This window comes from Bradyrhizobium sp. USDA 4461 (genome assembly GCF_054055655.1).
The window spans coordinates 3,215,356-3,237,603 of record NZ_JBSRXM010000001.1; the positions used below are offsets into that span (position 1 = coordinate 3,215,356).

At 64.8% G+C, this 22,248-nt stretch carries 23 protein-coding genes and 1 pseudogene; 14 read left to right on the forward strand and 10 right to left on the reverse strand.

Annotation, left to right across the window (positions count from 1 at the left end):
• Positions 1–176: 176 nt before the first annotated feature.
• Positions 177–794: a glutathione transferase GstA gene (gstA, locus tag ACVINW_RS14955; protein WP_456752007.1), complete on the reverse strand. Its 618-nt coding sequence runs from the start codon at positions 792–794 to the stop codon at positions 177–179.
• Between the two features lie 130 nt (positions 795–924).
• On the opposite strand from gstA, the gene ACVINW_RS14960 reads away from it, so the two are divergent.
• The 3 genes from ACVINW_RS14960 to ACVINW_RS14970 all read left to right on the forward strand — a co-directional run bounded on the left by ACVINW_RS14960 (position 925) and on the right by ACVINW_RS14970 (position 3,598).
• Complete coding sequence (locus ACVINW_RS14960; protein WP_456752008.1) at positions 925–1,437, forward strand: MarR family winged helix-turn-helix transcriptional regulator; 513 nt, start codon at positions 925–927, stop codon at positions 1,435–1,437.
• 93 nt (positions 1,438–1,530) lie between these two features.
• Positions 1,531–2,901 carry a glutamate--cysteine ligase gene (locus tag ACVINW_RS14965; protein ID WP_456752009.1) on the forward strand — a complete coding sequence of 457 codons (1,371 nt, stop codon included), beginning with the start codon at positions 1,531–1,533 and terminating at the stop codon, positions 2,899–2,901.
• Between the two features lie 142 nt (positions 2,902–3,043).
• Entirely contained in the window at positions 3,044–3,598 is a 555-nt protein-coding gene (locus ACVINW_RS14970) for a PAN domain-containing protein (RefSeq protein WP_456752010.1), read from the forward strand.
• 108 nt (positions 3,599–3,706) lie between these two features.
• On the opposite strand, the gene ACVINW_RS14975 is transcribed toward ACVINW_RS14970, so the two are convergent.
• From ACVINW_RS14975 to ACVINW_RS14995, 5 genes are all read right to left on the reverse strand, one after another.
• Positions 3,707–4,273: a nucleotidyltransferase family protein gene (locus ACVINW_RS14975; protein WP_456752011.1), complete on the reverse strand. Its 567-nt coding sequence runs from the start codon at positions 4,271–4,273 to the stop codon at positions 3,707–3,709.
• A 90-nt stretch (positions 4,274–4,363) separates the two neighbouring features.
• Positions 4,364–4,705: an MmcQ/YjbR family DNA-binding protein gene (locus tag ACVINW_RS14980; protein ID WP_456752012.1), complete on the reverse strand. Its 342-nt coding sequence runs from the start codon at positions 4,703–4,705 to the stop codon at positions 4,364–4,366.
• 115 nt (positions 4,706–4,820) lie between these two features.
• Positions 4,821–5,591 carry a signal peptidase I gene (gene lepB, locus ACVINW_RS14985; RefSeq protein WP_456752013.1) on the reverse strand — a complete coding sequence of 257 codons (771 nt, stop codon included), beginning with the start codon at positions 5,589–5,591 and terminating at the stop codon, positions 4,821–4,823.
• Positions 5,591–7,015: a metalloprotease TldD gene (tldD, locus tag ACVINW_RS14990; RefSeq protein ID WP_028334625.1), complete on the reverse strand. Its 1,425-nt coding sequence runs from the start codon at positions 7,013–7,015 to the stop codon at positions 5,591–5,593. The genes lepB and tldD overlap by 1 nt, the downstream gene beginning before the upstream one ends.
• A 270-nt stretch (positions 7,016–7,285) precedes the next feature.
• Complete coding sequence (locus ACVINW_RS14995) at positions 7,286–7,741, reverse strand: winged helix-turn-helix transcriptional regulator (RefSeq protein ID WP_456752014.1); 456 nt, start codon at positions 7,739–7,741, stop codon at positions 7,286–7,288.
• A gap of 126 nt (positions 7,742–7,867) precedes the next feature.
• Here ACVINW_RS14995 and ACVINW_RS15000 point away from each other — a divergent pair, with 126 nt between their 5' ends.
• Genes ACVINW_RS15000 through ACVINW_RS15010 form a run of 3 tightly spaced genes read left to right on the forward strand, consistent with a single transcriptional unit; the run spans position 7,868 to position 9,387 of the window.
• Positions 7,868–8,260: a DoxX family protein gene (locus ACVINW_RS15000; protein WP_456752015.1), complete on the forward strand. Its 393-nt coding sequence runs from the start codon at positions 7,868–7,870 to the stop codon at positions 8,258–8,260.
• 10 nt (positions 8,261–8,270) lie between these two features.
• A complete protein-coding gene (locus ACVINW_RS15005) occupies positions 8,271–8,765 on the forward strand; it encodes a DsrE family protein (RefSeq protein WP_456752016.1) in 495 nt (164 codons plus the stop codon).
• A gap of 31 nt (positions 8,766–8,796) precedes the next feature.
• Positions 8,797–9,387, forward strand: a complete 591-nt coding sequence (locus tag ACVINW_RS15010; RefSeq protein ID WP_456752017.1) for a redoxin domain-containing protein — start codon at positions 8,797–8,799, stop codon at positions 9,385–9,387.
• 79 nt (positions 9,388–9,466) lie between these two features.
• On the opposite strand, the gene ACVINW_RS15015 is transcribed toward ACVINW_RS15010, so the two are convergent.
• The gene (locus tag ACVINW_RS15015) at positions 9,467–10,012 is read right to left on the reverse strand and encodes an invasion associated locus B family protein (protein ID WP_456752018.1); all 546 of its coding nucleotides are present in this window, start codon (positions 10,010–10,012) and stop codon (positions 9,467–9,469) included.
• Between the two features lie 588 nt (positions 10,013–10,600).
• On the opposite strand from ACVINW_RS15015, the gene coxB reads away from it, so the two are divergent.
• From coxB to ACVINW_RS15055, 8 genes and pseudogenes are all read left to right on the forward strand, one after another.
• Positions 10,601–11,440 (forward strand): cytochrome c oxidase subunit II, encoded by an 840-nt coding sequence (gene coxB / locus ACVINW_RS15020; RefSeq protein ID WP_456752019.1) that lies wholly within the window; start codon positions 10,601–10,603, stop codon positions 11,438–11,440.
• 82 nt (positions 11,441–11,522) lie between these two features.
• On the forward strand, positions 11,523–13,151 hold the full coding sequence (ctaD, locus tag ACVINW_RS15025) for a cytochrome c oxidase subunit I (protein ID WP_456752020.1): 1,629 nt from the start codon (positions 11,523–11,525) through the stop codon (positions 13,149–13,151).
• A 65-nt stretch (positions 13,152–13,216) separates the two neighbouring features.
• Positions 13,217–14,156: pseudogene (locus ACVINW_RS15030) on the forward strand (heme o synthase).
• A 38-nt stretch (positions 14,157–14,194) separates the two neighbouring features.
• Complete coding sequence (locus ACVINW_RS15035; protein WP_212012421.1) at positions 14,195–14,359, forward strand: CoxF protein; 165 nt, start codon at positions 14,195–14,197, stop codon at positions 14,357–14,359.
• A gap of 5 nt (positions 14,360–14,364) precedes the next feature.
• Positions 14,365–14,994, forward strand: coding sequence for a cytochrome c oxidase assembly protein (locus tag ACVINW_RS15040; protein WP_456752021.1), 630 nt, complete (start codon positions 14,365–14,367; stop codon positions 14,992–14,994).
• A gap of 107 nt (positions 14,995–15,101) precedes the next feature.
• A complete protein-coding gene (locus ACVINW_RS15045) occupies positions 15,102–15,998 on the forward strand; it encodes a cytochrome c oxidase subunit 3 (protein WP_456752022.1) in 897 nt (298 codons plus the stop codon).
• Between the two features lie 64 nt (positions 15,999–16,062).
• A complete protein-coding gene (locus ACVINW_RS15050) occupies positions 16,063–16,449 on the forward strand; it encodes a DUF983 domain-containing protein (RefSeq protein WP_456752023.1) in 387 nt (128 codons plus the stop codon).
• The gene (locus tag ACVINW_RS15055; RefSeq protein WP_456752024.1) at positions 16,446–17,267 is read left to right on the forward strand and encodes an SURF1 family protein; all 822 of its coding nucleotides are present in this window, start codon (positions 16,446–16,448) and stop codon (positions 17,265–17,267) included. Before ACVINW_RS15050 ends, ACVINW_RS15055 begins: the two co-directional genes overlap by 4 nt.
• Positions 17,268–17,277: 10 nt before the next feature.
• Here ACVINW_RS15055 and ACVINW_RS15060 read toward each other — a convergent pair whose 3' ends face one another.
• From ACVINW_RS15060 to ACVINW_RS15070, 3 genes are read right to left on the reverse strand one after another with little or no spacing between them, the layout of a single operon-like run.
• Complete coding sequence (locus tag ACVINW_RS15060; protein ID WP_456752025.1) at positions 17,278–20,397, reverse strand: efflux RND transporter permease subunit; 3,120 nt, start codon at positions 20,395–20,397, stop codon at positions 17,278–17,280.
• Positions 20,394–21,593 (reverse strand): efflux RND transporter periplasmic adaptor subunit, encoded by a 1,200-nt coding sequence (locus ACVINW_RS15065; protein WP_456752026.1) that lies wholly within the window; start codon positions 21,591–21,593, stop codon positions 20,394–20,396. The genes ACVINW_RS15060 and ACVINW_RS15065 overlap by 4 nt, the downstream gene beginning before the upstream one ends.
• Positions 21,590–22,186: a hypothetical protein gene (locus ACVINW_RS15070; RefSeq protein ID WP_456752027.1), complete on the reverse strand. Its 597-nt coding sequence runs from the start codon at positions 22,184–22,186 to the stop codon at positions 21,590–21,592. The genes ACVINW_RS15065 and ACVINW_RS15070 overlap by 4 nt, the downstream gene beginning before the upstream one ends.
• Between the last annotated feature and the right edge of the window lie 62 nt (positions 22,187–22,248).

Genomic DNA, 22,248 nt, shown 5'->3' on the forward strand with positions numbered 1-22,248 from the left:
TCCACGCCAGGTTGATCGAGTGGGCACTCAACTGGCTGATCGCGCTTAGGGTTTCGTGGCCTGCGCGGTCGTGGAGAACATCGCGTAACGTGGAACGCGGAAATCTGTCGAAAATTGTCAGGAAATAAGCGCCGGCCTCGCGATTAGGCGAGGCCGGACGTCGATCCGTTGCAAGCTTACGCTGCCTTCAGCAGGCCTTCCTTCTTCAGCGCTTCCTGCACCTTCGGGCGCGCCGCGATGCGAGCCTTGTAGGCCGTCACATTCGGCAGGCCGGAGAAGTCGAAGCCGAGCCGGTCCTGCGCCCACATGAGCATGGTGAAGAGGTAGCCGTCGGCGACCGTGAACTGGTTGCCCATCAAATATTCGCGTCCGCCGAGCTGGCTCTCGACATATTTGAACTTGCCCATGGCGCGATCCTTGAAGAACGCCTTGGCGTCGTCTGACAGCACGGGCGAGAACATCGGGCCGAGGTTCTTGTGCAGCTCGGTCGTGATGTAGTTCAGCCATTCGAGCAGCTTGTAGCGCTCGTTGGAATCCCGCGCCGGTGCCAGCTTCCGCTCGGCGACCCGGTCGGCGATCATCTGGATGATGATCGGTCCTTCGGTGACCATCTCGCCGGTATCCAGCGCCAGCGCCGGCACCTGGCCCTTGGGGTTCACTTGCAGGAAATCGTCGCCGTTTTCGAGCTTCTTGGCGCGCAGATCGACCTTGATCAGGTCATAGGGCAGGCCGGCCTCGAGCAGGGCGATGTGGGGGGAGAGGGAGCATGCGCCGGGGGAGTAATAAAGCTTCATGGGGGTATTCCTTCCCTTGTTCTTGGCGTCCGGAGAGGGATTGCCTACATGCACCTGCATGAAATAGTCAAGATTGATGCAGATGCATTCAGTGCGGTACAGTCGGTGCCGGGACCTTATGGGCTAGACGATGAAACGCAAGCTATCGAGCGAGGCGACGGCCGCCTGGATCCGGCTGATGCGGGTGCCGAGCCGGGTGCTCGACTGCGTCGAGCAGGATCTGAAGAAGGCCGGCTTTCCGCCGCTCGCCTGGTATGACGCCCTGCTCGAGCTGTCGCGCGCGCCGTCCGGCGAGCTGCGCCCGGTCGAGCTCGAGCGGCAGATGCTGATCCCGCAATATTCGACCTCGCGGCTGATCGACAAGCTGGTCGACGAGGGGCTTGCCGCCCGGCGCGAATGCAAGATCGACAAGCGCGGTCAGTTCGTCGAGATCACCGAGGCCGGCCGCGAGCTGCAGAAGAAGATGTGGAACGCCTATTCCGCCGCGATCGACAAGCATGTCGGCTCGAAACTGTCCGATGCCGATGCGGCGCGGCTGTGCGGTCTGCTCGACCGTCTCGGCTGCTCCTGCGGCGACGGCAAAGACGACGTCAAGAACGATACCAAGGCAGCGTCCGCACGAGACGGCGTGCCTGCCCGATGATAGTCCTGATCCCATCATCCGCGGCCGTTGTGGCCCGTGGATGCCCCTGCCACCACGCGTCTTCGATCGAAGCGCCCTTGAGTTGGATTTTCTATGGCGCGTGACCAGATCGACATGACGCCGCTGCAGTCGCGCGACGAACTCGTGGCGTGGATTGAAGCCGGCGTGAAGCCGGAGTCCGAATTCCGGATCGGCACCGAGCACGAGAAGACCCCGTTCACCCTCGAGGGCCACCAGCCCGTGCCCTATGAAGGCGCCAAGGGCATCGGCGCGTTGCTCGAGGGCATGAAGCTGCTGCTCGGCTGGGAGCCGATCATGGAGCGCGGCAACATCATCGGGCTCTACGACGTCACCGGCGGCGGGGCGATTTCGCTCGAGCCGGGCGGGCAGTTCGAATTGTCGGGCGCGCCGGTCGAGAGCGTGCATCAGACCCAGTCAGAATTGATGGCGCATCTGGCGCAGGTGCGCGAGATCGCAACCCCACTCGGGATCGGCTTCCTCGGTCTCGGCATGACGCCGTCCTGGTCGCGGGCGCAGATCCCCGTGATGCCCAAGGGGCGCTACAAGATCATGCGAAACTATATGCCGAAGGTCGGCAAATACGGCCTCGACATGATGTTCCGGACCTGCACGGTGCAGACCAATCTCGACTTCTCGTCCGAAGCCGACATGGTGAAGAAGCTGCGGGTGTCGCTGGCATTGCAGCCGATCGCGACCGCGCTGTTCGCCAACTCGCCGTTCACCGAAGGCAAGCCGAACGGCTTCCTGTCGTTCCGCTCCGAGATCTGGCGCGACACCGACAATGCGCGCTCGGGCATGATCCCGTTCGCCTTCGAGGACGGCATGGGCTACGAGCGCTATGTCGATTATGCGCTCGACGTGCCGATGTATTTCGTCAAGCGTGGCGACGAATATATCGACGTCGCGGGCTCCTCGTTCCGCGATTTCTTCGCCGGCAAGAATGCCGCTTTCCCCGGCGAGCGGCCGACTTTGTCGGACTGGGCCAATCATCTCTCGACGATCTTCCCCGAGGTGCGGCTGAAACGTTACCTCGAGATGCGTGGTGCCGACGGCGTGCCGTGGGGCCGGTTGCCGGCGCTGCCGGCGTTCTGGGTCGGGCTGCTCTACGACAATGACAGCCTCGATGCCGCCTGGGACATCGTCCGGCACTGGACCGCGCCGGAGCGGCAGGCGCTGCGCGACGACGTGCCGCGTTTCGGTTTCAAGGCGCGGATCAAGGACCGCTATCTGTTCGAGATCGCCAAGGAGTGCCTGATCCTGTCGCATGCCGGATTGCGGCGGCGCGGCCGGATCGACCATCTCGGACGCGACGAGAGCCGCTTCCTCGAACCGCTCGAGCGCATCATCGAGAGCGGCCGTTCGCCGGCCGAGGAGATGCTGGAGAAGTTCAACGGCGCCTGGAAAGGCTCGGTGGAACCGGCCTATCAGGAGTACGCCTTCTAATCCCCACCTGGGCTGGATCGAGGCCTGACATGCGGGCCGACGGCTTGGGTGTCGCACCCGCCGTTCATCAGCCGTACAGGTTCATGGCGTTCAAATGACGCCCCGCGGATGCGCGGGGCTGCACGAATTTGAAAGCAATCTCATGGGGATAGGCCGCCTCTTTAGGGCGTGTGTGGTGTTGTTCGCGGTTTTCGTGGCCGCAGTCGTCGCGTGCCCGGCATCGGCGCAGACCAATTTCGACCGTCCCGGCGGCGACTATCTGAACGCGCCGGTCTCGACCGGCGATCCGGCCGATTGCGCGCTGACCTGCGAGCGCGACCGCCGCTGCCGGGCCTGGAGTTTCAACTATCCGACCGACACCAACAATGGCGCGGTGTGCTGGCTGAAGAACACCGTGCCGCCGCGGGTGCAGGACGTCTGCTGCGTCTCCGGGGTGCGCGGCGCGGGCGTGGTCGAACCGCGCAACGGCGCCATCGAGACCTCGATCGACCGCCTCGGCGGCGACTACAAGAATTTCGAGTTGAAGAGCAGCGACGGCGACGAGGCCTGCCAGGCCGCCTGCATCGCCGACAACAAGTGCCGCGCATGGACCTACGCCCGGCCCGGCTATGCCGGCCGCGACGCGCATTGCTTCCTGAAGAAGGAGATCAAGCCGCCGCGGCGGAAGGCCGGGTTCACGTCAGGCGTGGTGCGGTGACGCGCAAAGATTCCGTAGCCCGGATGGAGTGAAGGGCATCCGGGATTGCTCTCGCCGCGGATGGACCTGCCCCGGATTTCGCTTCGCTCGATCCGGGCTACGGCAAGTTCACTCCGCCTCGAGCACCGTGATCTCCGGCCACAGCGCCTTCCACCGCGCGGCCTTCGCCGCGTAGTTCGCCGGCGAAAAATTCGCGGTGCGGTTCGGTCGTACGATCAGGCCGGCGACATCGCCAAAGCCTTTCGGCGCATAGACGTCGTAGCCTTCCGCGCTGCGGCGGATGCCGACCTGTACATTCGCGCTGAGGAAGCGATCGATGCCGTCGGTCGAACGCGACAGCGCGGGGTAGGGCACGCCGTGCTTGCCGGGATACCAGAGATGGACACGGGCCTGGTTGCGGACCTCGATCGCGGCGCCGAGGTGGCCGAGCCGCGCCGTGAGGTCGCGGATGATAGCGTCCTCGGCCTCCCACGACGTATCCGGGTCGAAATAGAACACGTCGTAGTCGTTGATGCCGTGACCGAGCGGCCGCTTCGTCAGCACATTCCACACGCTCTGCACCAGGCAGCCGGCGACCAGCCAGGCATCGGGCAAGGCGAGACGATGCAGCTCGTCGATGATCGCTGGATTGACGGGGTTGCGCAGCGCAGCAGCGAGGAATTGGTCTGAGGTCATCGAGATGCCGCAGGGTGGGTTAGCGTAACCCACCATCTCTTGCGCCGCGAACGCGGCGGGTTACGCCTACGGCTAACCCGCCTTACGATGCTAGCCATTTGCGTCGAAATCCCTGACCGCCTTCTTCGATGCCAGCGTGCGCCAGTGCCGGCGCAGCAGCGGCTCGATGGTGGCGCGCTTGGCCTTCGACAAGCGGATCAGCACGATCGGATAATCGCGGTAGTGATCGGTGAAATAGAAGATCTTGGGCTGGCTCTCGACCAGCATGTCGCGCTCGTCGGGCGGCACGCCGGGGATCACCAGGCTGTCGCCGTCCTCCTTGAGCCGCACCAGCATCTTCTTGCGCACCTTCAGTGCCGGCGTGCCGTAGGACGAGCCGTCCTCGACCTCCGGCCACGCCAGTGCGATGTGCCTGATGTCCTCGAAGGTCACGGCCGGTGCCCGTGAAGTACGTAGCCCGGATGGAGCGCAGCGCAATCCGGGGTTTCTCGCAGGATGAGGGACTTGCCCCGGATTGCGCTTCGCTCCATCCGGGCTACGGGTCCGTCTACTGCACCGAGGTGAAGAAGCGCGCGAGGCGGAAGCCGGACAGCCAGGTCCAGACCGGCTGGCTGCGGATGCCCATGTCCCAGGAACCGACCACCGCATCGGCACGGCCGATCAGATTGTCGATCGGCAACAGGCCGACGCCGCCGTCGCGCACCGGCACGCGGCTGTCAGCGGAATTATCCCGGTTGTCGCCGAGCACGAACAGCTTGCCTTCCGGCACCGTCACCTCGGCGGTGTTGTCGAGCCGGCCGTTGTCGCGGATCTTGAAGATCGCGTGGCTGACGCCGTTCGGCAGCGTCTCGATGTAACGGTAGGCGTCCTCGCCGCCGCCGCGATCATCTTCGGCAAAGCCGGTGCCATCGGGCTTCAGCGCCGCCGGATGATCGTTGATGAAGAGCTGGCCCTGCCGCATCTGGATGCGATCACCAGGCAGTCCGACCACGCGCTTGACCCAGGCCTGCGAGCGGTCGCCCGGCCAGCGGAACACGACGACGTCGCCGCGCTTCGGCGTCTCGCCGAACACCCGGCCGGTTTCCGGCAGCGTGATCTGGATCGGCAGCGACGCCGCGCCGTAGCCATAGGGGAATTTCGAGGCGACCAGCGCGTCGCCGATCAACAGCGTCGGCTCCATCGAGCCCGACGGCACGTAGAACGGCTCGGCGATCGCGCCCTTGGCGAGGAATACGACGGCCACGATCGCAGCCAGTTGCACGGCCTGCCCGCGCCAGCTGGTTTGCTTGGCTGCCACGACTTCGTTTCCGCTGCTCACTAGCCCGTTCCTCCGACCGTAATCCGTTCCATCCTGAGCGTCGGCTGGCCGACGCCGACCGGCACACCCTGGCCGTTCTTGCCGCAAGTGCCGATTCCCGTATCCAGCGCAAGATCGTTGCCGATCATGGTGATCCTGTGGAGATCGGTCGGTCCATTGCCGATCAGCATGGCGCCCTTCAGCGGCGCGCCGAGCTTGCCGTTCTCGATCTTGTAGGCCTCGGTGCACTGGAACACGTATTTGCCCGAGGTGATGTCGACCTGGCCGCCACCGAAATTGGCGGCATACATGCCGTTCTTCACCGAGGCGATGATCTCGGCCGGGTCGCGGTCGCCCGACAGCATGTAGGTGTTGGTCATGCGCGGCATCGGCACATGGGCATAGCTTTGTCGCCTGCCGTTGCCGGTCGGTTTCATGCCCATCAGCCGGGCGTTCTGGCGATCCTGCATGTAGCCGACCAGGATGCCGTCCTCGATCAGCACGGTGCGGTTGGTCGGCGTGCCCTCGTCGTCGATCGACAGCGAGCCGCGGCGCGAGGCCATGGTGCCGTCGTCGACCACGGTGACGCCCTTGGCCGCGACCTGCTGGCCCATCAGGCCGGCGAAGGCTGACGTCTGCTTGCGGTTGAAATCGCCCTCGAGCCCGTGGCCGACCGCTTCATGCAGCATCACACCGGGCCAGCCGGCCCCTAACACCACGTCCATCTCGCCGGCGGGCGCCGGCACCGATTCGAGATTGACCAGCGCCTCGCGCAACGCGCCGTCGGCGGCGTCGCGCCAGGCCTTGGTCTCGATGAAGCGGGCATAGCCCTCACGGCCGCCATAACCCTTGCTGCCGCTCTCCTGGCGGTCACCCTGGCCGGCGACCACGGAGATGTTGACGCGCACCAGCGGGCGGATGTCGCGATAGCTCTCGCCGTCGGGCCGCAGGATCTCCACCACCTGCCAGGTCGCGGTGAGGCTGGCCGAGACCTGCCGCACCCGCGGGTCCTTGTCCCGAACATAGGCATCGATCTCGCCGAGCAGCTTGACCTTTGCCTCGAACGCCGGGCCGTCCAGCGGGTTCTCGTCGCCGTAGAGCTTGATGTTGGTGTGGGCCGGCGCCGCGGCGAACGTGCCGGCATAACCGCCGCGCACGGCGGCGACAGCGTCGGCCGCGCGGATCAGCGCCGGAATCGAGACGTCGGAGGAATGCGCGTAGCCGACAGCGTCGTCCTTGACGGCGCGCAGGCCAAAGCCCTGCGAGGTGTCGTAGGTCGCCTGCTTCAGCCTTCCATTGTCGAACACCAGCGCCTCGGTCTGCCCGAACTCCAGGAACAGCTCGCCGTCGTCAGCGCCTTCAAGGCCGCGCGACACCTCGCGGCGGACGGCATCGCGGTCCAGATTGGCGCGGTCGAGCAGGGAGGTCGTGGCGGGATTGGTCATGGTCACTCCGACGCAGTGCGATTCCTTGGGCGTTCCGTGTCATCCTTGCCTGAAGCGCAACTGATTGCCAGTGGGGAACCCGGACACAGGGATTTCGGGCCGATTGAAGCAGAGACGAGCGCAAAACTCATCTTACAACCCGGAAACCTGCGCCGGCCCCGGTTCAGGCCCGGACGGCGACTGCTCAAGATAGTGTTTTGGGTGGCAAACCGGGAGGGCCTGCGATCGTGACGGCGATCACGGCAGCCCCACGCCATCCTCACCTTGTCGTCATCGCCGTGAGCGCCGCCCCGCCTTCTGCGGCGGGTCCTCTGGCTCGCCTTGATCGTTCGATGCCGCCGGCTGCGCCGTGCTGCCCGTCGAGGTCGGGAAGCCATGCTCCTGTGCCCAGCGGTAGAGCTCGTCGAAGACGGGCCTCAGCGCCTTGGCCGACGGCGTCATCTCATATTCCACCCGCGGCGGCACCTCGGGATAGACGGTGCGCTTGACCAGGCCATTGGCTTCGAGATCGCGGAGCTGGGTGGTCAGCATGTGCTGGGTCACGCCCGGGATCGACTGCCGCAGCTCGCCAAACCGGCGTTTGCGGTCGACCAATTGCCAGAGGATGTCGCCCTTCCATTTCCCGGCCAGCACCGACAGTGCGCGATGAAATTGCGCCGACAGGTCGCCGTTGCAGGGCCCGGACGCCGCCGGAGGCTCGGCCGGCCCATTAGTCAGTTTTTTCATACTACCTCACAAAAAGCATCCTACTTGCTCTTTTCATCTTACTCCCGAATTTAGTGCACCGGAAGCCGCGGGCCAGCCGCCGAAGGGGCGGATCGCCGCAGCGATTCGAACGATTGGGAGTTATTAATGTCAGTTGCTGTTGCCGCGGCGCCGTCGCGCTGGAAATCCGTCAGCCTCTGGGTCGTCAGGGGATTGCTCGCTCTGGCCTTTGCCGCCGCGGGCGCCGCCAAGTTCTATGGCATGCCGATGCTGGTCGAGGAATTCGAGCATATCGGACTCGGCCAGTGGTTCCGCTATTTCACCGGATCGCTGGAGATCATCGGCGCCATCCTGATCCTGCTGCCTCCGGTCGCAGCCTTCGGCGGCGTGCTGCTGAGCTGCATCATGGTCGGCGCCACCATCAGCCATCTGTTCGTGATCGGCGGCTCGCCGGTGCCGGCGCTGGTGCTGCTGACCTTGAGCGTGATCGTCGCCTACGCCAAGCGCAGCCAGTTCGCTCTGCTCGCGAGCGCGCCGTGAGGTGGCCGCGATGCGCCGCATCCTGACGCTGACCGCAGGGCTGGTGCTGGCCTTCGCGGTCCCGTTCGCGGTGACCTTGCTGCTCACCGGCTCGGTCGCTGCAGTCTCCAAGCCTGAGCCAAAGAAGCCCGAGCCGCGGGTGCATCACGTGGTCCTGCCGATCAACTCGGACGATCCGACCGTGATGCGGGCGCTGATCTCGACCGCGCTCAACCTCCCGAAATATTATCGGGAGCACAACGAGCCGTTCGAGATCGAGGTCGTCGCCTACAATGCCGGCGTCCACATGCTGCGCGTCGATACCTCGCCGGTGAAGGACATGTTGCGGGTGGTGCGCGGGCTGACGCCCGACATCCGCTTCGTGGTCTGCGAGGCCACCAAGCTCGGCATGGAGCGCGCCGAGGGGCATCCACTGGTGCTGCTCGACAATGTCGATCTGGTGCCGAACGGGCCCGGTCACATCATCGAATTGCAGGAAGCCGGCTGGTCCTACATCCGCTCGTGAACGGCCATCGAGCTAAGCGGAGAAAACCGTCATGACTTCTGTTCGCGTTCCCACGCGTCGCGCCGTGGTCGCCGGCCTGGTCGGCGCCGGCGCCTCGCTCGCGATGCCGGCGCGCGCAGCATCGGGTCCGCCGCAATTCGGCACCGTCCGGCATCAGTTCACGCTCGTGCAAGGCGCCCGCCCGGTGCCGCCGGCTGCCATCCCCTTGCTCGCCGGCGGCGCGCTCGATCTCACCGCGTTCAAGGGAAAGCTCGTGCTGGTGAACTTCTGGGCCACCTGGTGCGCGGCGTGCCGCACCGAACTGCCGATGCTGGACCGGCTCGCCGCCAGCGGCCGCAGCGACCTCGCCGTCGTCTCGATCAGCACCGATCGCAACCGCGCGCTGGTGCCGCACTACGTCAAGCAGCTCAAGCTCCGCCGCCTTGCGATCGGCTACGATCCCGGCGGTCTCGTCTCGCGCGTCGATGCCGCCGAGGTCGACACACCATTCGCGCTCTACGGCATGCCGATCTCGTTTCTGATCGGCATCACCGGACAGGTCGAGGGCTATATGACGGGCGAAGCGGACTGGCTGTCCGCCGAGGCTGGCGGGCTATTCGATTATTATGCGGGTGTCCGCTGAGATTAGCGTAGCCCGGATTGCGCTGCGCTCCATCCGGGCTACGAGCTTGTGCGTCTTGACACGCAGCAAAGTGAGTTGCCTAGGGCAACTTGTCATAGCCCTCCGCCAGCCCGTTCAGGCTGAGCGGAAAGCCGATACCTTCTTCCGGGGTCTCAAAGATAATGAACGTCGCCGTCTTGGCGTTCTTCAACTGCCCGAGCAGCTTGTCGTCCATCACGACCTCGGCGACGCAGCCATTGGGCAGGCATCTGACAAAACCGGCGCGGCCGACGTCCTGATTGTCGAGCTTGAGGCCGAGACCGGAGGGCAGGAGCACGCCGAGCGGGGCGACGACGCGCATCAGGCGGCTCTTCTGGTCGGCGGTCTTCAGCACGATCACGGTCAGGCCGGCATTGGAGCGGTCTTCGGCGACCACGCTCTGGATCAGCGCGCATTGCTCGGATTGGGCGCCCGGCGGGGTGTCGCAGCGGATCTGCCAGTCGCCATGGACGGAACGCACCGCGCCCTGCGCGTTCGCGTGCTGGGGCAGCCCAAGGGAAATCCCGAGACAGAAGGCTGCAATCACGAGGCGACAGAGCCAGCCGCTCATCGCCAAACCTTTTGCCTGAATGTTCGAAGCGCCCATCCGGGTCGATCCTTTGATGTTCGATCGGTCCGGCCGTCCGTTCGGCCGCCGGTCACACGCGCGACCATGATGCGCCCTCAAAAATCGCATCGTGATCTCATCTCTTTGTTTGAGCATGATCTTTTCGCAAAACCGGCTGTCCCAGTTCCGGATCGTGCTCGTGAGCCGACTGATACCGCAATGACGGCGCCTTGAAGGCGATCTTGAAGCCATTCCCGCGCCGGATTGAGGCAACCCGCAGCGAATCAGGTTCCTGTGGAGCACCCGCCTGTGGGTACATCGGGCAATCTCGCTGTCAAGAAGGGTGGACAATTGGTCCAAGGGCTTTCGCTTGATTTTGCGGGAAAAATCGCAACCGGCAGGTTCATCGCAGGCGCATGGCTTTCGGTCCCACTACTGCATTGCGAGCGCCTGAGAATTATGGTTTGAGAGGCTGGATTTCGACGCGTTCTAGCGATCTGGCTCCCGTACCCACCTTGACTCAGAGACGGGTATGTCCGGAAGGCCGTTTGTCAGGGCGGATCGTGCTGCATTGCCGGCCACATGCCGGAGGTGCTTTGGGGAATAATGCAAGGGAGCGCGAGCGGCATGAAGATGTCGATTGGCCGGTTGGGCAGGCAATTGCTGGGGTTGGCGGTAGCGGGTGTGGCGTCGGTCGCCGCGGGATCGGCCTTCGCCGAGATGGGGCAGCCGGCCCCCTGGGAGCACACGCTGCAGGAAGGCGCGACCCCGGTGATGGAAAACATCATCTGGTTTCACAATTTCCTACTGGTGCTGATCACCCTGATCACCCTGTTCGTGCTGGCGCTGCTCATCATCGTGGTGGTGAAGTTCAACGCTCGGGCCAACCCGGTCCCCTCCAAGACCACCCACAACACCCTGATCGAGGTGGCCTGGACGCTGATCCCGGTCCTGATCCTGGTCGGCATCGCGGTGCCGTCGTTCCGCCTGCTGTTCCTGGAGCTCGACGTGCCGAAGCCGGACCTCACCGTGAAGGTCACCGGCAAGCAGTGGTATTGGTCCTATGCCTACCCGGATAACGGCAAGTTCGAGTTCGATTCGCTGCTCGACAAGGACAAGCAGCCGCGGCTGCTCGGCGTCGACAACGAGATGGTGGTCCCGGTCAACAAGGTGGTCCGGATCCAGACCACCGGCGCCGACGTGATCCACTCGTTCGCGGTGCCGGCGTTCGGCGTCAAGATCGACTCGATCCCAGGCCGCCTCAACGAGAGTTGGTTCAAGGCCACCAAGACCGGCGTGTTCTACGGCCAGTGCTCGGAACTGTGCGGCAAGGACCACGCCTTCATGCCGATCGCGGTCCGGGTCGTCAGCGACCAGGAATTCGCGACCTGGGTTGAAGGGGCGAAGAAGAAGTTTGCGACCAACCCGGCGAATTCCTACGCCTCGGCTGGTCAGGCGGCGCAGTAAGCCCGAACGGCTTACGGCGCGGATGGAATAAGGGCGACGGGACCGCAAGGTCCGAGAGGGACTGCAAGGCAGGATTTTGAACATGGCGACAGGCGCAGCGACACACGACGATCACGCCCAAAATCACGGACATGACGATCACGCCCACCATCCGACCGGATGGCGGCGTTATCTCTACTCCACGAACCACAAGGACATCGGTACGATGTACCTGGTCTTTGCGGTGATCGCGGGCATCATCGGCGCGGCGATGTCGATCGCGATCCGTGCCGAGTTGATGTATCCGGGCGTCCAGATATTCCACGAGACGCACACCTATAACGTGTTCGTGACCTCGCACGGTCTGATCATGATCTTCTTCATGGTCATGCCGGCGATGATCGGCGGCTTCGGCAACTGGATGGTGCCGCTGATGATCGGCGCGCCTGACATGGCGTTCCCGCGCATGAACAACATCTCGTTCTGGCTGCTGCCGGCCTCGTTCGCGCTGCTCCTGATGTCGACCTTCGTCGAGGGTGAGCCGGGTGCCAACGGCGTCGGCGCCGGCTGGACCATGTACGCACCGCTGTCGACTTCGGGCCATCCTGGCCCGGCGGTCGACTTCGCGATCCTGTCGCTGCATCTCGCCGGTGCGTCGTCGATCCTCGGCGCCATCAACTTCATCACCACGATCTTCAACATGCGCGCGCCGGGCATGACCCTGCACAAGATGCCGCTGTTCGTGTGGTCGATCCTGGTCACCGTGTTCCTGCTGCTGTTGTCGCTGCCGGTGCTCGCCGGTGCGATCACCATGCTGCTGACCGACCGCAATTTCGGTACCACCTTCTTTGCGGCTGACGGCGGCGGCGACCCGGTGCTGTTCCAGCATCTGTTCTGGTTCTTCGGCCACCCCGAAGTGTACATCCTGATCCTGCCCGCCTTCGGCATGATCAGCCAGATCGTCTCCACCTTCTCGCGCAAGCCGGTATTCGGCTATCTCGGCATGGCCTACGCCATGGTCGCGATCGGCGGCATCGGCTTCGTGGTGTGGGCGCACCACATGTACACCGTCGGCATGTCGTCGGCGACACAGGCCTATTTCGTCGCCGCCACGATGGTGATCGCGGTGCCGACCGGCGTGAAGATCTTCTCGTGGATCGCCACGATGTGGGGCGGCTCGATCGAGTTCAAGGCGCCGATGATCTGGGCGATCGGCTTCATCTTCCTGTTCACCGTCGGCGGCGTCACCGGCGTCGTGCTGGCCAATGCCGGCGTCGACCGCGTGCTGCAGGACACCTATTACGTGGTGGCGCACTTCCACTACGTGCTGTCGCTCGGCGCCGTGTTCGGCATCTTCGCCGGCTGGTACTACTGGTTCCCGAAGATGTTCGGCTACATGTACTCGGAGAAGATCGCCAAGGCGCACTTCTGGTTCACCTTCATCGGCGTCAACCTGGTGTTCTTCCCGCAGCACTTCCTCGGCCTGTCGGGCATGCCGCGCCGCTATGTCGACTATCCGGACGCATTCGCCGGCTGGAACCTGATCTCCTCCTGGGGCTCCTACATCTCCGGCGTCGGCGTCCTGATCTTCATCTACGGCGTGATCGATGCCTTCGTCCGCAAGGAGCAGGCCGCGAACAATCCGTGGGGCGCGGGTGCGACCACCCTGGAGTGGACGCTGACCTCGCCGCCGCCGTTCCACCAGTTCGAAGTGCTGCCCCGCGTGCAGTAAGTCCAAGACAACGCGGCGCACCTTTAAGGGTGCGCCGCGCCTTTTGAGAGAAGTGAGACCTGATCTTGTCGGTTGTCGATCACAACGCCATCGAGTTGCCCCGGATCTCCGAGGCCGAAGTGGGCGACTACATCGCACTGCTGAAGCCGCGCGTGATGTCGCTGGTGATCTTCACCGCATTGGTCGGCCTGATGATCGCCCCGGTGCATGTGCATCCGGTGCTGGCGTTCACCTCGATCCTGTGCATCGCGGTCGGCGCCGGCGCCTCCGGCGCGCTCAACATGGCCTATGAGGGCGACGTCGACGCGCTGATGTCGCGCACCGCCAACCGGCCGATCCCGCGCGGCCGGATCACCCAGGCAGAGGCGGCCGCCTTCGGCCTGACGCTCGCCTTCTTCTCGGTGATGACGCTCGGCATCCTGGTCAACTGGGTGGCCGGCGCGCTGCTCGCATTCACCATCTTCTTCTACGCCGTGATCTACACGATGCTGCTGAAGCGCTGGGACCGCGCAGAACATCGTGATTGGCGGCGCCGCCGGCGCGCTGCCGCCGGTGGTGGCGTGGGCCGCCGCGACCGGCTCGCTCTCGGTCGAACCGATCCTGCTGTTCCTGATCATCTTCTTCTGGACCCCGCCGCATTTCTGGGCGCTGGCGCTGTTCCGCAGCGACGATTATGCGCGCGCCGGCATTCCGATGCTGCCGGTGGTCGCCGGTCCCGACGCGACCCGGCTGCAGATCCTGCTCTACACCATCGTGCTGGTCGCGATCGCTTTTGTGCCGTGGCCGCTGGGGTATTTCGACGCGATCTACGGCGTCACCTCGTTGGTGCTCGGTGCCGGCATGCTGTGGCTCGCCATCGAGGTCTATCGCCGCCGTGAAGGCGTTGCGGCCAACCGCGCCACGCGCCGGCTGTTTGCCTTCTCGATCCTTTATCTGTTCGCGCTGTTCGCCGTCCTCCTCGTCGAGGTCGTGGTCCGCGCGATCCTGCCCGTGATCATCGGGTAGGGACGCCGGGGGGCGAGATGGGGGCGCACGGGATAGCAATGGACGACAAGAACGAACCAGAAGGCATCGTCCTCACAGAGGCGCAGCTCAAGAGCCGCCGCCAGCGTTCGATCGCCATTGCGCTCGCGCTCGGCGTCATGGTCGTGCTGTTCTTTGCCGTCACCCTCGTCAAGGGGCCAGCCGTGCTGGTGCGGCCGCTGTGAGCGAGATGGCGAACCAGGGACCGCAGCAAAGCGAGGGCGCCAAGGTCACGCGCCGCATGCTGACGCGCGACGCGCTGGTCGCCTCGATCTGCGGTTTCGTCGTGGTGCTGATGGTCGGCGCGTCCTACGCCGCCGTGCCGTTCTACAACTGGTTCTGCCGCACCACCGGCTTCAACGGCACCACCCAGGTCGCGACCTCGGCGCCCTCGGATGCGCCGCTCGAGCGCACCATTGCGGTCAGCTTCGATTCCAACGTCGCGCCGGGCCTGCCCTGGAAGTTCGAGGCCGAGCAGACCACGATCGACGTCAAGATCGGCCAGGTGGTCACGGTCTATTACACGGTGACCAACCAGTCGGCGCGCACCACCACCGGCCAGGCCGCCTACAACGTCGCGCCGCTGACGGTCGGCGCCTATTTCCAGAAGATCAACTGCTTCTGCTTCACTGAACAGACCATGGCCCCGGGCGAGAAGCGCGAGATGGCCGTGGTGTTCTATGTCGATCCGGCGCTGGCCAAGGACAGCGAGAACGACACGCTGAAGACGATCACTTTGTCCTACACCTTCTTCCCCGTGCGCGACGCCACGCCGAAGCCCGTGGCAGCCGGCGAGGCGGAGCAGCGCAAGGGCGGCTAGAGCATGATCCGGAAAAGTGGGGACCGGTTTTCCGAAAAGATCGTGCTGATGAGATTGGAATTTTAAGATTAAGACGTGCCTAGCGGCACGCGAATGGAGAGACGGCAATGGCTGAGGCGCAAGTCAAGCATCACGACTATCATCTCGTCGACCCGAGCCCGTGGCCCGTGGTCGGCTCGATCTCGGCCTTCATCATGGCGTTCGGCGCGATCGGCTGGATGCATCACATGTACTCCGCCGCGCCGATCGTGTTCGGCATCGGCACCATCGGCGTGCTCTACACCATGGCGAGCTGGTGGAGCGACGTGATCAAGGAAGCCCAGTACAAGGGCGACCATACCCGCGTGGTGCAGATCAGCCACCGCTACGGCATGATCCTGTTCATTGCCTCCGAGGTGATGTTCTTCGTCGCCTGGTTCTGGGCCTTCTTCAACTCGGCGCTGTTCCCGGCCGACGCGGTGCACGCCACGCGCGACGCGGTGTTCGGCTGCGGCCCCGGCACGGCGATGGGTGCCTGCTCGGTGCCCGGCACCTGGCCGCCGAAGGGCATCGAGACCTTCGATCCCTGGCATTTGCCGCTGCTCAACACGCTGCTGCTCCTGACCTCGGGCACCACCGTCACCTGGGCGCACCATGCACTGCTCGAAAACGATCGCCAGGGCCTCAAGCAGGGCCTGATCCTGACCGTGATCCTCGGCGCCTGCTTCACCTGCGTGCAGGCCTATGAGTACGCCCATGCGACCTTCTCGTTCGGCGGCAACGTCTATGGCGCGACCTTCTTCATGGCGACCGGGTTCCACGGCTTCCACGTGCTGGTCGGCACCATCTTCCTGCTGGTCTGCCTGATCCGCGCCTATGCCGGCCATTTCACGCCGAAGCAGCACCTCGGTTTCGAGTTCGCCGCCTGGTACTGGCACTTCGTCGACGTGGTCTGGCTGTTCCTGTTCATCTGCATCTACGTCTGGGGCCACGGCGCCGAGACGATGGCACACGGCGCTCACTAATCTCTCTGACGTGCTAAGAGGGGGCGGCCGATGGGCCGCCCCCCTCTGCTTTTGAAGAGAGCCGATGACCGACACCCCACCCACTGTGACCGAGAGCGCGATACGCGGCATTGCCTGCCGCTGCCCGCGCTGCGGCAGGGGCAAGCTCTATTCCGGCTTCCTGACGCTGGCGCCGCGCTGCCAGGCCTGCGGCCTCGACTTCGCCTTCATCGATGCCGGTGACGGACCGGCGGTCTTCATCATCATGCTGGCGGGCGCCATCGTGGTCGCGGCGGCGCTGATCGTCGAGGTGAAGTACCAGCCGCCGTTCTGGGTGCATGCGGCGCTGTGGCTGCCGTTGATCGTGGTGACCACGATCCTGCCGCTGCGCTCGATGAAGGCGCTGCTGATCGCGCTGCAATTCCACCACAAGGCCGCGGAAGGCCAGTTGATCGAGCGCGACCCGAAATGAACGAGACCACGAACAAGGCGTTTCCCGGCGAAGCAGGCACCGGTTCGCGCCAGGACAACGCGTCAAAAGGTTCACCTCGGCCGAGCGCGGCAGGCTTCGGCATTTTCACGCTGATCCTGATCGCAGTATTTATTGCCCTCGGCGTTTGGCAATTGCAGCGCCGGGTCGAGAAGCATGCGCTGATCGCCACACTCGATGCACGGCTGGCCGCGCCGACCGACGCGTTGCCGCCGCCCTCGGCATGGCCCACGCTGACCTCGGCAAGGGACGAATTCCGCCGCGTCACCCTGACCGCGACCTATGCGAAGCTGCCCGACGCGATGGTGTTCAGCTCCGGCTCCGCAGTGCGCGACGATGTCAGTGGCCCCGGCACCTGGGCATTCCTGCCGGCCAAGCTCGCCAGCGGCGAGACCGTCGTGGTCAACGCCGGCTTCGTCCAGAACACGATGCAGGACCGCGCCTTCGAGGATCGCGTCACTGGGCGCCTCGTCACGGGCATGCCTGTCGAGCTCACCGGCTACATCCGCTTTCCCGAGCCGCCGGGCCGGCTGACGCCGAAGGAAGATCCGGCGAAGCGGCTGTGGTTCGTGCGCGATCATCGCGCGATGGCGCAAGCGCTCGGTTGGGGGGAGGTTGCGCCGTTCTATATCGACCTCGAGGCGCCGGTGCCGGACAGCAGCACGCCGAAGCCCGGGCCGCTCAAGGTGCGGCTCAAGGACGACCATATGCAATACGCCATCACCTGGTTCTCGCTGGCCGCCGCGGTCACGGTCGCTTTCGGCCTGTGGTGGCGCGGCCAGCGCCGCCGCGCGGGCTGAGACGAGCGGGTCACGAAGCCGCCTCGGGCTCGTGCGGCACAGCCTTCCGCGCAGTTGCGCGCAGCTTGCCTAACGACCGGCTGATCCTGTCGAGATAGATGTACACGACCGGCGTCGTGAACAGCGTCATCAGCTGCGAGACGATCAGCCCGCCGACGATGGCGAAGCCGAGCGGTTGGCGCAATTCCGAGCCGGTGCCGGTGCCGATCATCAGCGGCACGCCGCCGAGCATCGCACACATCGTCGTCATCAGGATCGGGCGGAACCGCGCCTTGCAGGCCCGATAGATCGACTGTTCGGCGGAGAGATGCTGGTGCCGCTCGGCCTGCAGCGCGAAATCGATCAGCATGATGCCGTTCTTCTGCACGATCCCGATCAGCAGGATGATGCCGATCAGCCCGATCACGTCGAGCCCGAAGCCGAACGCCCACAGCGCGAGCAGCGCGCCGAGCCCGGCGGACGGCAGGGTCGATAGGATCGTGACCGGATGGATCGTGCTCTCGTAGAGCATGCCAAGGATCAGATAGACGGCGACCACCGCGGCGAGGATCAGGATCGGCGTCGACGCCAGCGCGGCCTGGAACGCCTGCGCGTTGCCCTGGAAGCTGGTGACCACGGTCGACGGCACATGCAACTCGGCGGTCGCCTTCTGCACGGCCGCGACCGCGGACCCTACCGCCGTTCCGGGCGCAACGTTGAAGCTCAGCGTCACCGACGGAAACTGGCTCTGGTGGTTCACGGAGAGCGGCGCCGTGCCGTAGTCGATGCTCGCGATCTGGCTCAAGGGCACCATCGTCCCCGCGGACGAGCGGACATAGATATGGTTCAACGCGTAGGGGCCGAGCTGGAACGACGGATCGACCTCCAGGATCACGTAATAGGTATTGAGCGTCGTGAACAGCTGGGCGACATGCCGCTGGCCGAATGAGTCATAGAGCGTGTTGTCGACTGCGGCCGGATCGATGCCGAGCCGGGAGGCCGCGTCGCGGTCGATCTGCAGCTTGAGCTGACGCGCGGCGTTGGCCTGGTCGGTGGCGACGTCGGCCAGCTCCGGCAACGTCTTCAGCTTCTGATACAGCTTGCCGGCCCACAGATTGAGCTCGTCCTGGTTCACGTCGGTGAGGGTGAACTGATACTGCGTCTTGGACAGACGGCTGGCGAGATTGATGTCTTGCGTCGCCTGCATGAACACCGACATGCCCTTGATCTTCTGCAGCGCGGTGTCGAGCTGCCGGATCACCTGATCGGCGGACGCATTGCGCTCGGCTCGCGGCTTCAGCAGCACGAATAGGCGGCCATTGTTCTCGGTCACGGTCGGGCCGCCGGGTCCGATATAGCCGGTCGCATTGGCAACCGAGGGATGCTTGGAAATGACGTCTATGACACTGCGCTGCAGGGTCGCCATCTGCGCCGGCGAGATGTCGGCCGAAGCTTCCGTGATGCCGGTGATCATGCCGGTGTCCTGCTGCGGAAAGAAGCCCTTGGGGATGCCCAAGAACAGCAGGCCGATCACCGCAATACTAGCCAGCATGATCGACAGCGTCGTGGCCTTGTAGCGCAACGCTCTGGCAAGCATGGCCTCGTAGGCCGCCTGGATCGCGACGAAGCCGCGTTCCAGCGCGCGCGAGATGGTCCCGGCGTCGGTGCCCTGGTGCGGCGACAGCAGATAGGCGCACATCATCGGCGTCAGCGTCACCGAGACGATCACCGACACGACGATCGAAACGCACACCGTGACGGCGAATTCCTGAAACATGCGGCCGATCACGCCGCCCATCAGCAACAGCGGAATGAACACCGCGATCAGCGAGACCGAGATCGAAATGATCGTGAAGCCAATTTCGCCGGCGCCCTTGAGCGCGGCCTGCATCGGCGAGAGACCTTCCTCGATGTGCCGCGAGATGTTCTCGATCATGACGATGGCGTCGTCGACGACGAAGCCGACCGCGATCGACAGACCCATCAGCGACAGATTGTCGAGGCTGTAGTTGAGCAGATACATCACGCCGAAGGTGCCGATCAGCGAGATCGGGACCGAGACCGCGGGGATGATGGTCGCCCACAGATTGCGCAGGAACAGGAAAATCACGCCGACCACCAGCGCGATGGTCAGCACCAAAGTGAGCTGAACGTCGGCGACGCTGGCGCGGATGGTCTGCGTGCGGTCGGAGGCGATCTGAACCTTGATGTCGGACGGCAGGCTCGACACCAGCTGCGGCAGCAGCTTCTTGATGCCGTCGACCGTGCTGATCACGTTGGCGCCGGGTTGACGCTGGATCGCGAGGATGACCGCAGGCTTGTCGTTGTACCAGCCATGCAGCGTGACATCCTCGGCGGCGACGATGGCATGCCCGATGTCGCGCAGCCGCACCGGCGCGCCGTTGCGATAGGCGATGATCAGGTCGTCATATTTGTTTGCGGTCAGCACCTGGTCGTTGGTCGCGAGCGTATAGGCCTGCTGACTGCCGTACAGCACGCCCTTGGGCTGGTTCACAGTGATGTTGCCGAGCGTGGTGCGCAATTGCTCGAGATCGAGCCCGGCGGCGGCGAGCTTGGCCGGATTGACCTGCACCCGGATCGACGGCTTCTGCATCCCGCCGATGGTCACGAGCGAGACGCCCGGCACTTGCGACAATTTTTGCGCCAGGATGCTGTCGGCATAGTCGTCGACCTTGGTCAGCGGCTCGGTGTCCGACGTCAGCGCGATCAGCAGCACCGGCACGTCGGCCGGATTGACCTTGTGGAAGGTCGGCGGCGACGGCATGGTCTTGGGCAATTGCCCCGATGCCGCATCGATCGCGGTCTGCACGTCCTGTGCGGCGGCATCGACGCTGCGGTTCAGTGCGAATTGCAGCGTGATCTGGGTGTTGCCGAGTCCGCTGCTCGAGCTCATGCCGGTCAGGCCCGCGATCTGCCCGAACTGGCGCTCCAGCGGTGTCGCGACCGAGGAGGCCATGGTCTGCGGGTCGGCGCCGGGCAATTGCGCGGTGACCTGGATGGTCGGGGTATCCACCGTCGGCAGCGCCGAGACCGGCAGGCGCACGAAGGCGATGATGCCGACCAGCACGATGGCGATGGCCAGAAAGGCAGTGGCGACGGGCTTGCGGATGAAACCTGCGGAGACGTTCATGGCAACATACCTGCGCTTGCGGTGGTTGCGTCCTGGACCTGGTCTTTCTTGTCCTCGGGTACGATCTCGACCGTGGTCCCCGGATTGAGCCGGTACTGACCGGCGGTCACGACGGTCTCGTTTGCCGCGAGGCCCTGCTCGATCAGGACCTGTCCGTCGCGCGATTGCCCGGTCCTGACATTGCGGATGCTGACGACGTTGTGCGGGTCGACGGTGTAGGCGAAGCTGCCATCCGGTCCCTGTCGCACCGCCGTCAGTGGTGTCGTGAGCGCATTGTGGCGAACCGCGATCGTCAGATGGACGTTGACGAAAGTGCCGGGCCACAGCGTGTTGCCGGCATTGGGAAACGATGCCTTCAGTTGTACGGTTCCGGTCGAGCTGTCGACCTGGTTGTTGATCAGCATCAGGCTGCCGTGGTCGAGCTTATGCTTGTTCTGGGCGTCATAGACGTCGACCGATGCGTCGCCGGATGCCAGCGCCTGCTGCACGCGGGGGATTTCGCCGGACGGCAGCGTGAAGATCACCGCGATCGGTTGCAGCTGGGTGAGGACCACGAGCCCATTGGTATCGGTCGGGTGCACGATGTTGCCGGGATCGATCCGGCGGATGCCGGTGACGCCGTCGAACGGCGCTGTGATCGTGGCAAAGCTCAATTGGGTCTGCGCGGCTTCCAGCGCCGCCTTGTCGAGCGCGACCGTGCCTTCGTCTTGCGAGACTTGCGAGTCCTGGGTGTCGAGCAATTGCTGGGTCGCAAAGCCGCGATTGGCGAGCGGCTGCGTTCGCGCCAAGTTCGTCTTGGCGTTCTTCAGGCTCGCCTCGTCGCGCGCCAGCGCAGCCTCGGCCTGGTCGACCTGGGCCTCGTAGACCCGTGGGTCGATCCTGGCCAGCACGTCGCCGCGCTTCACCTGCTTGCCCTCGACGAAATCGACGCTGTCGAGTGTGCCCTGCACCTGGGTGCGGATGGTGGCCGTATTGATCGGGGTCACCGTGCCGAGGCCCTCGAGCACGATCGGCACATCATGTTGCAGCACCTTCGCCGCCGTCACTGGGACGGCGGACTGGACGGTGTGCGGCTCGGCCACCTGAGGAGCCGCATGCGTCGCGCCGTCCAGCCGATACACGACATAGGCGCCGGCGCCAATTGCGGCGGCGGCCACCAGGCCCGCGCATACGATCTTGAAAGTTTTCGATGTCATGGGTCACCAGCTCCATCGGTTGTCCGGCGGCCGATTGTTGCAACCAGCTCCAGAACAAAGGTCTCAGTTGCGCTCGCCGCGGCCGCCTCGGCCCCGCGGCCGGCAGTCAGGTCGAGATTGATGATGCGTGCGTCGAGATCGGCGGCGCGCAACGCGTCGATCAAGCCGCCTTGCGGCGCTTCGTCGTCGTGACGAATGACAAGCCGGAAGGCGGTCACCGTCGGCACCACGGGAAACGGCAGCGCGTCGGAGGCGACGTCGATTGCGACAATGCCGCCGCAGGGCAATTCGCCGCGCAGCGCCAGCTCGAGCATGCGCCGTGCGACCGGTCCTTCGCCCAGCAGGATCAGCTGCCGCGGGGCCATGCCGGTGCGGTCGAGCGCGGCGGCAACGCCGCTCAGGATGCCGGCATAGCTGGTTTCGCGAAGCTCGATCGGCACCCATGTGGCCAGCGGCGTAAGCCGCCGCCAGCGCGCGAAGGTTTCCGGCACGGCGATAGCAGCGGCATCGGGGCCGGCTAGGACGCCGACCAGAACGCGCGCGGTGGCGCGAAGTGGCCGGGTTGCGATTGCGCTGTGCGGGCTCTCGGGCATGCGCAGAAGCTGGAGCTTGGCCTGTTATTATTCAAATGAATTGTCTTTATCTGCTAATTCAT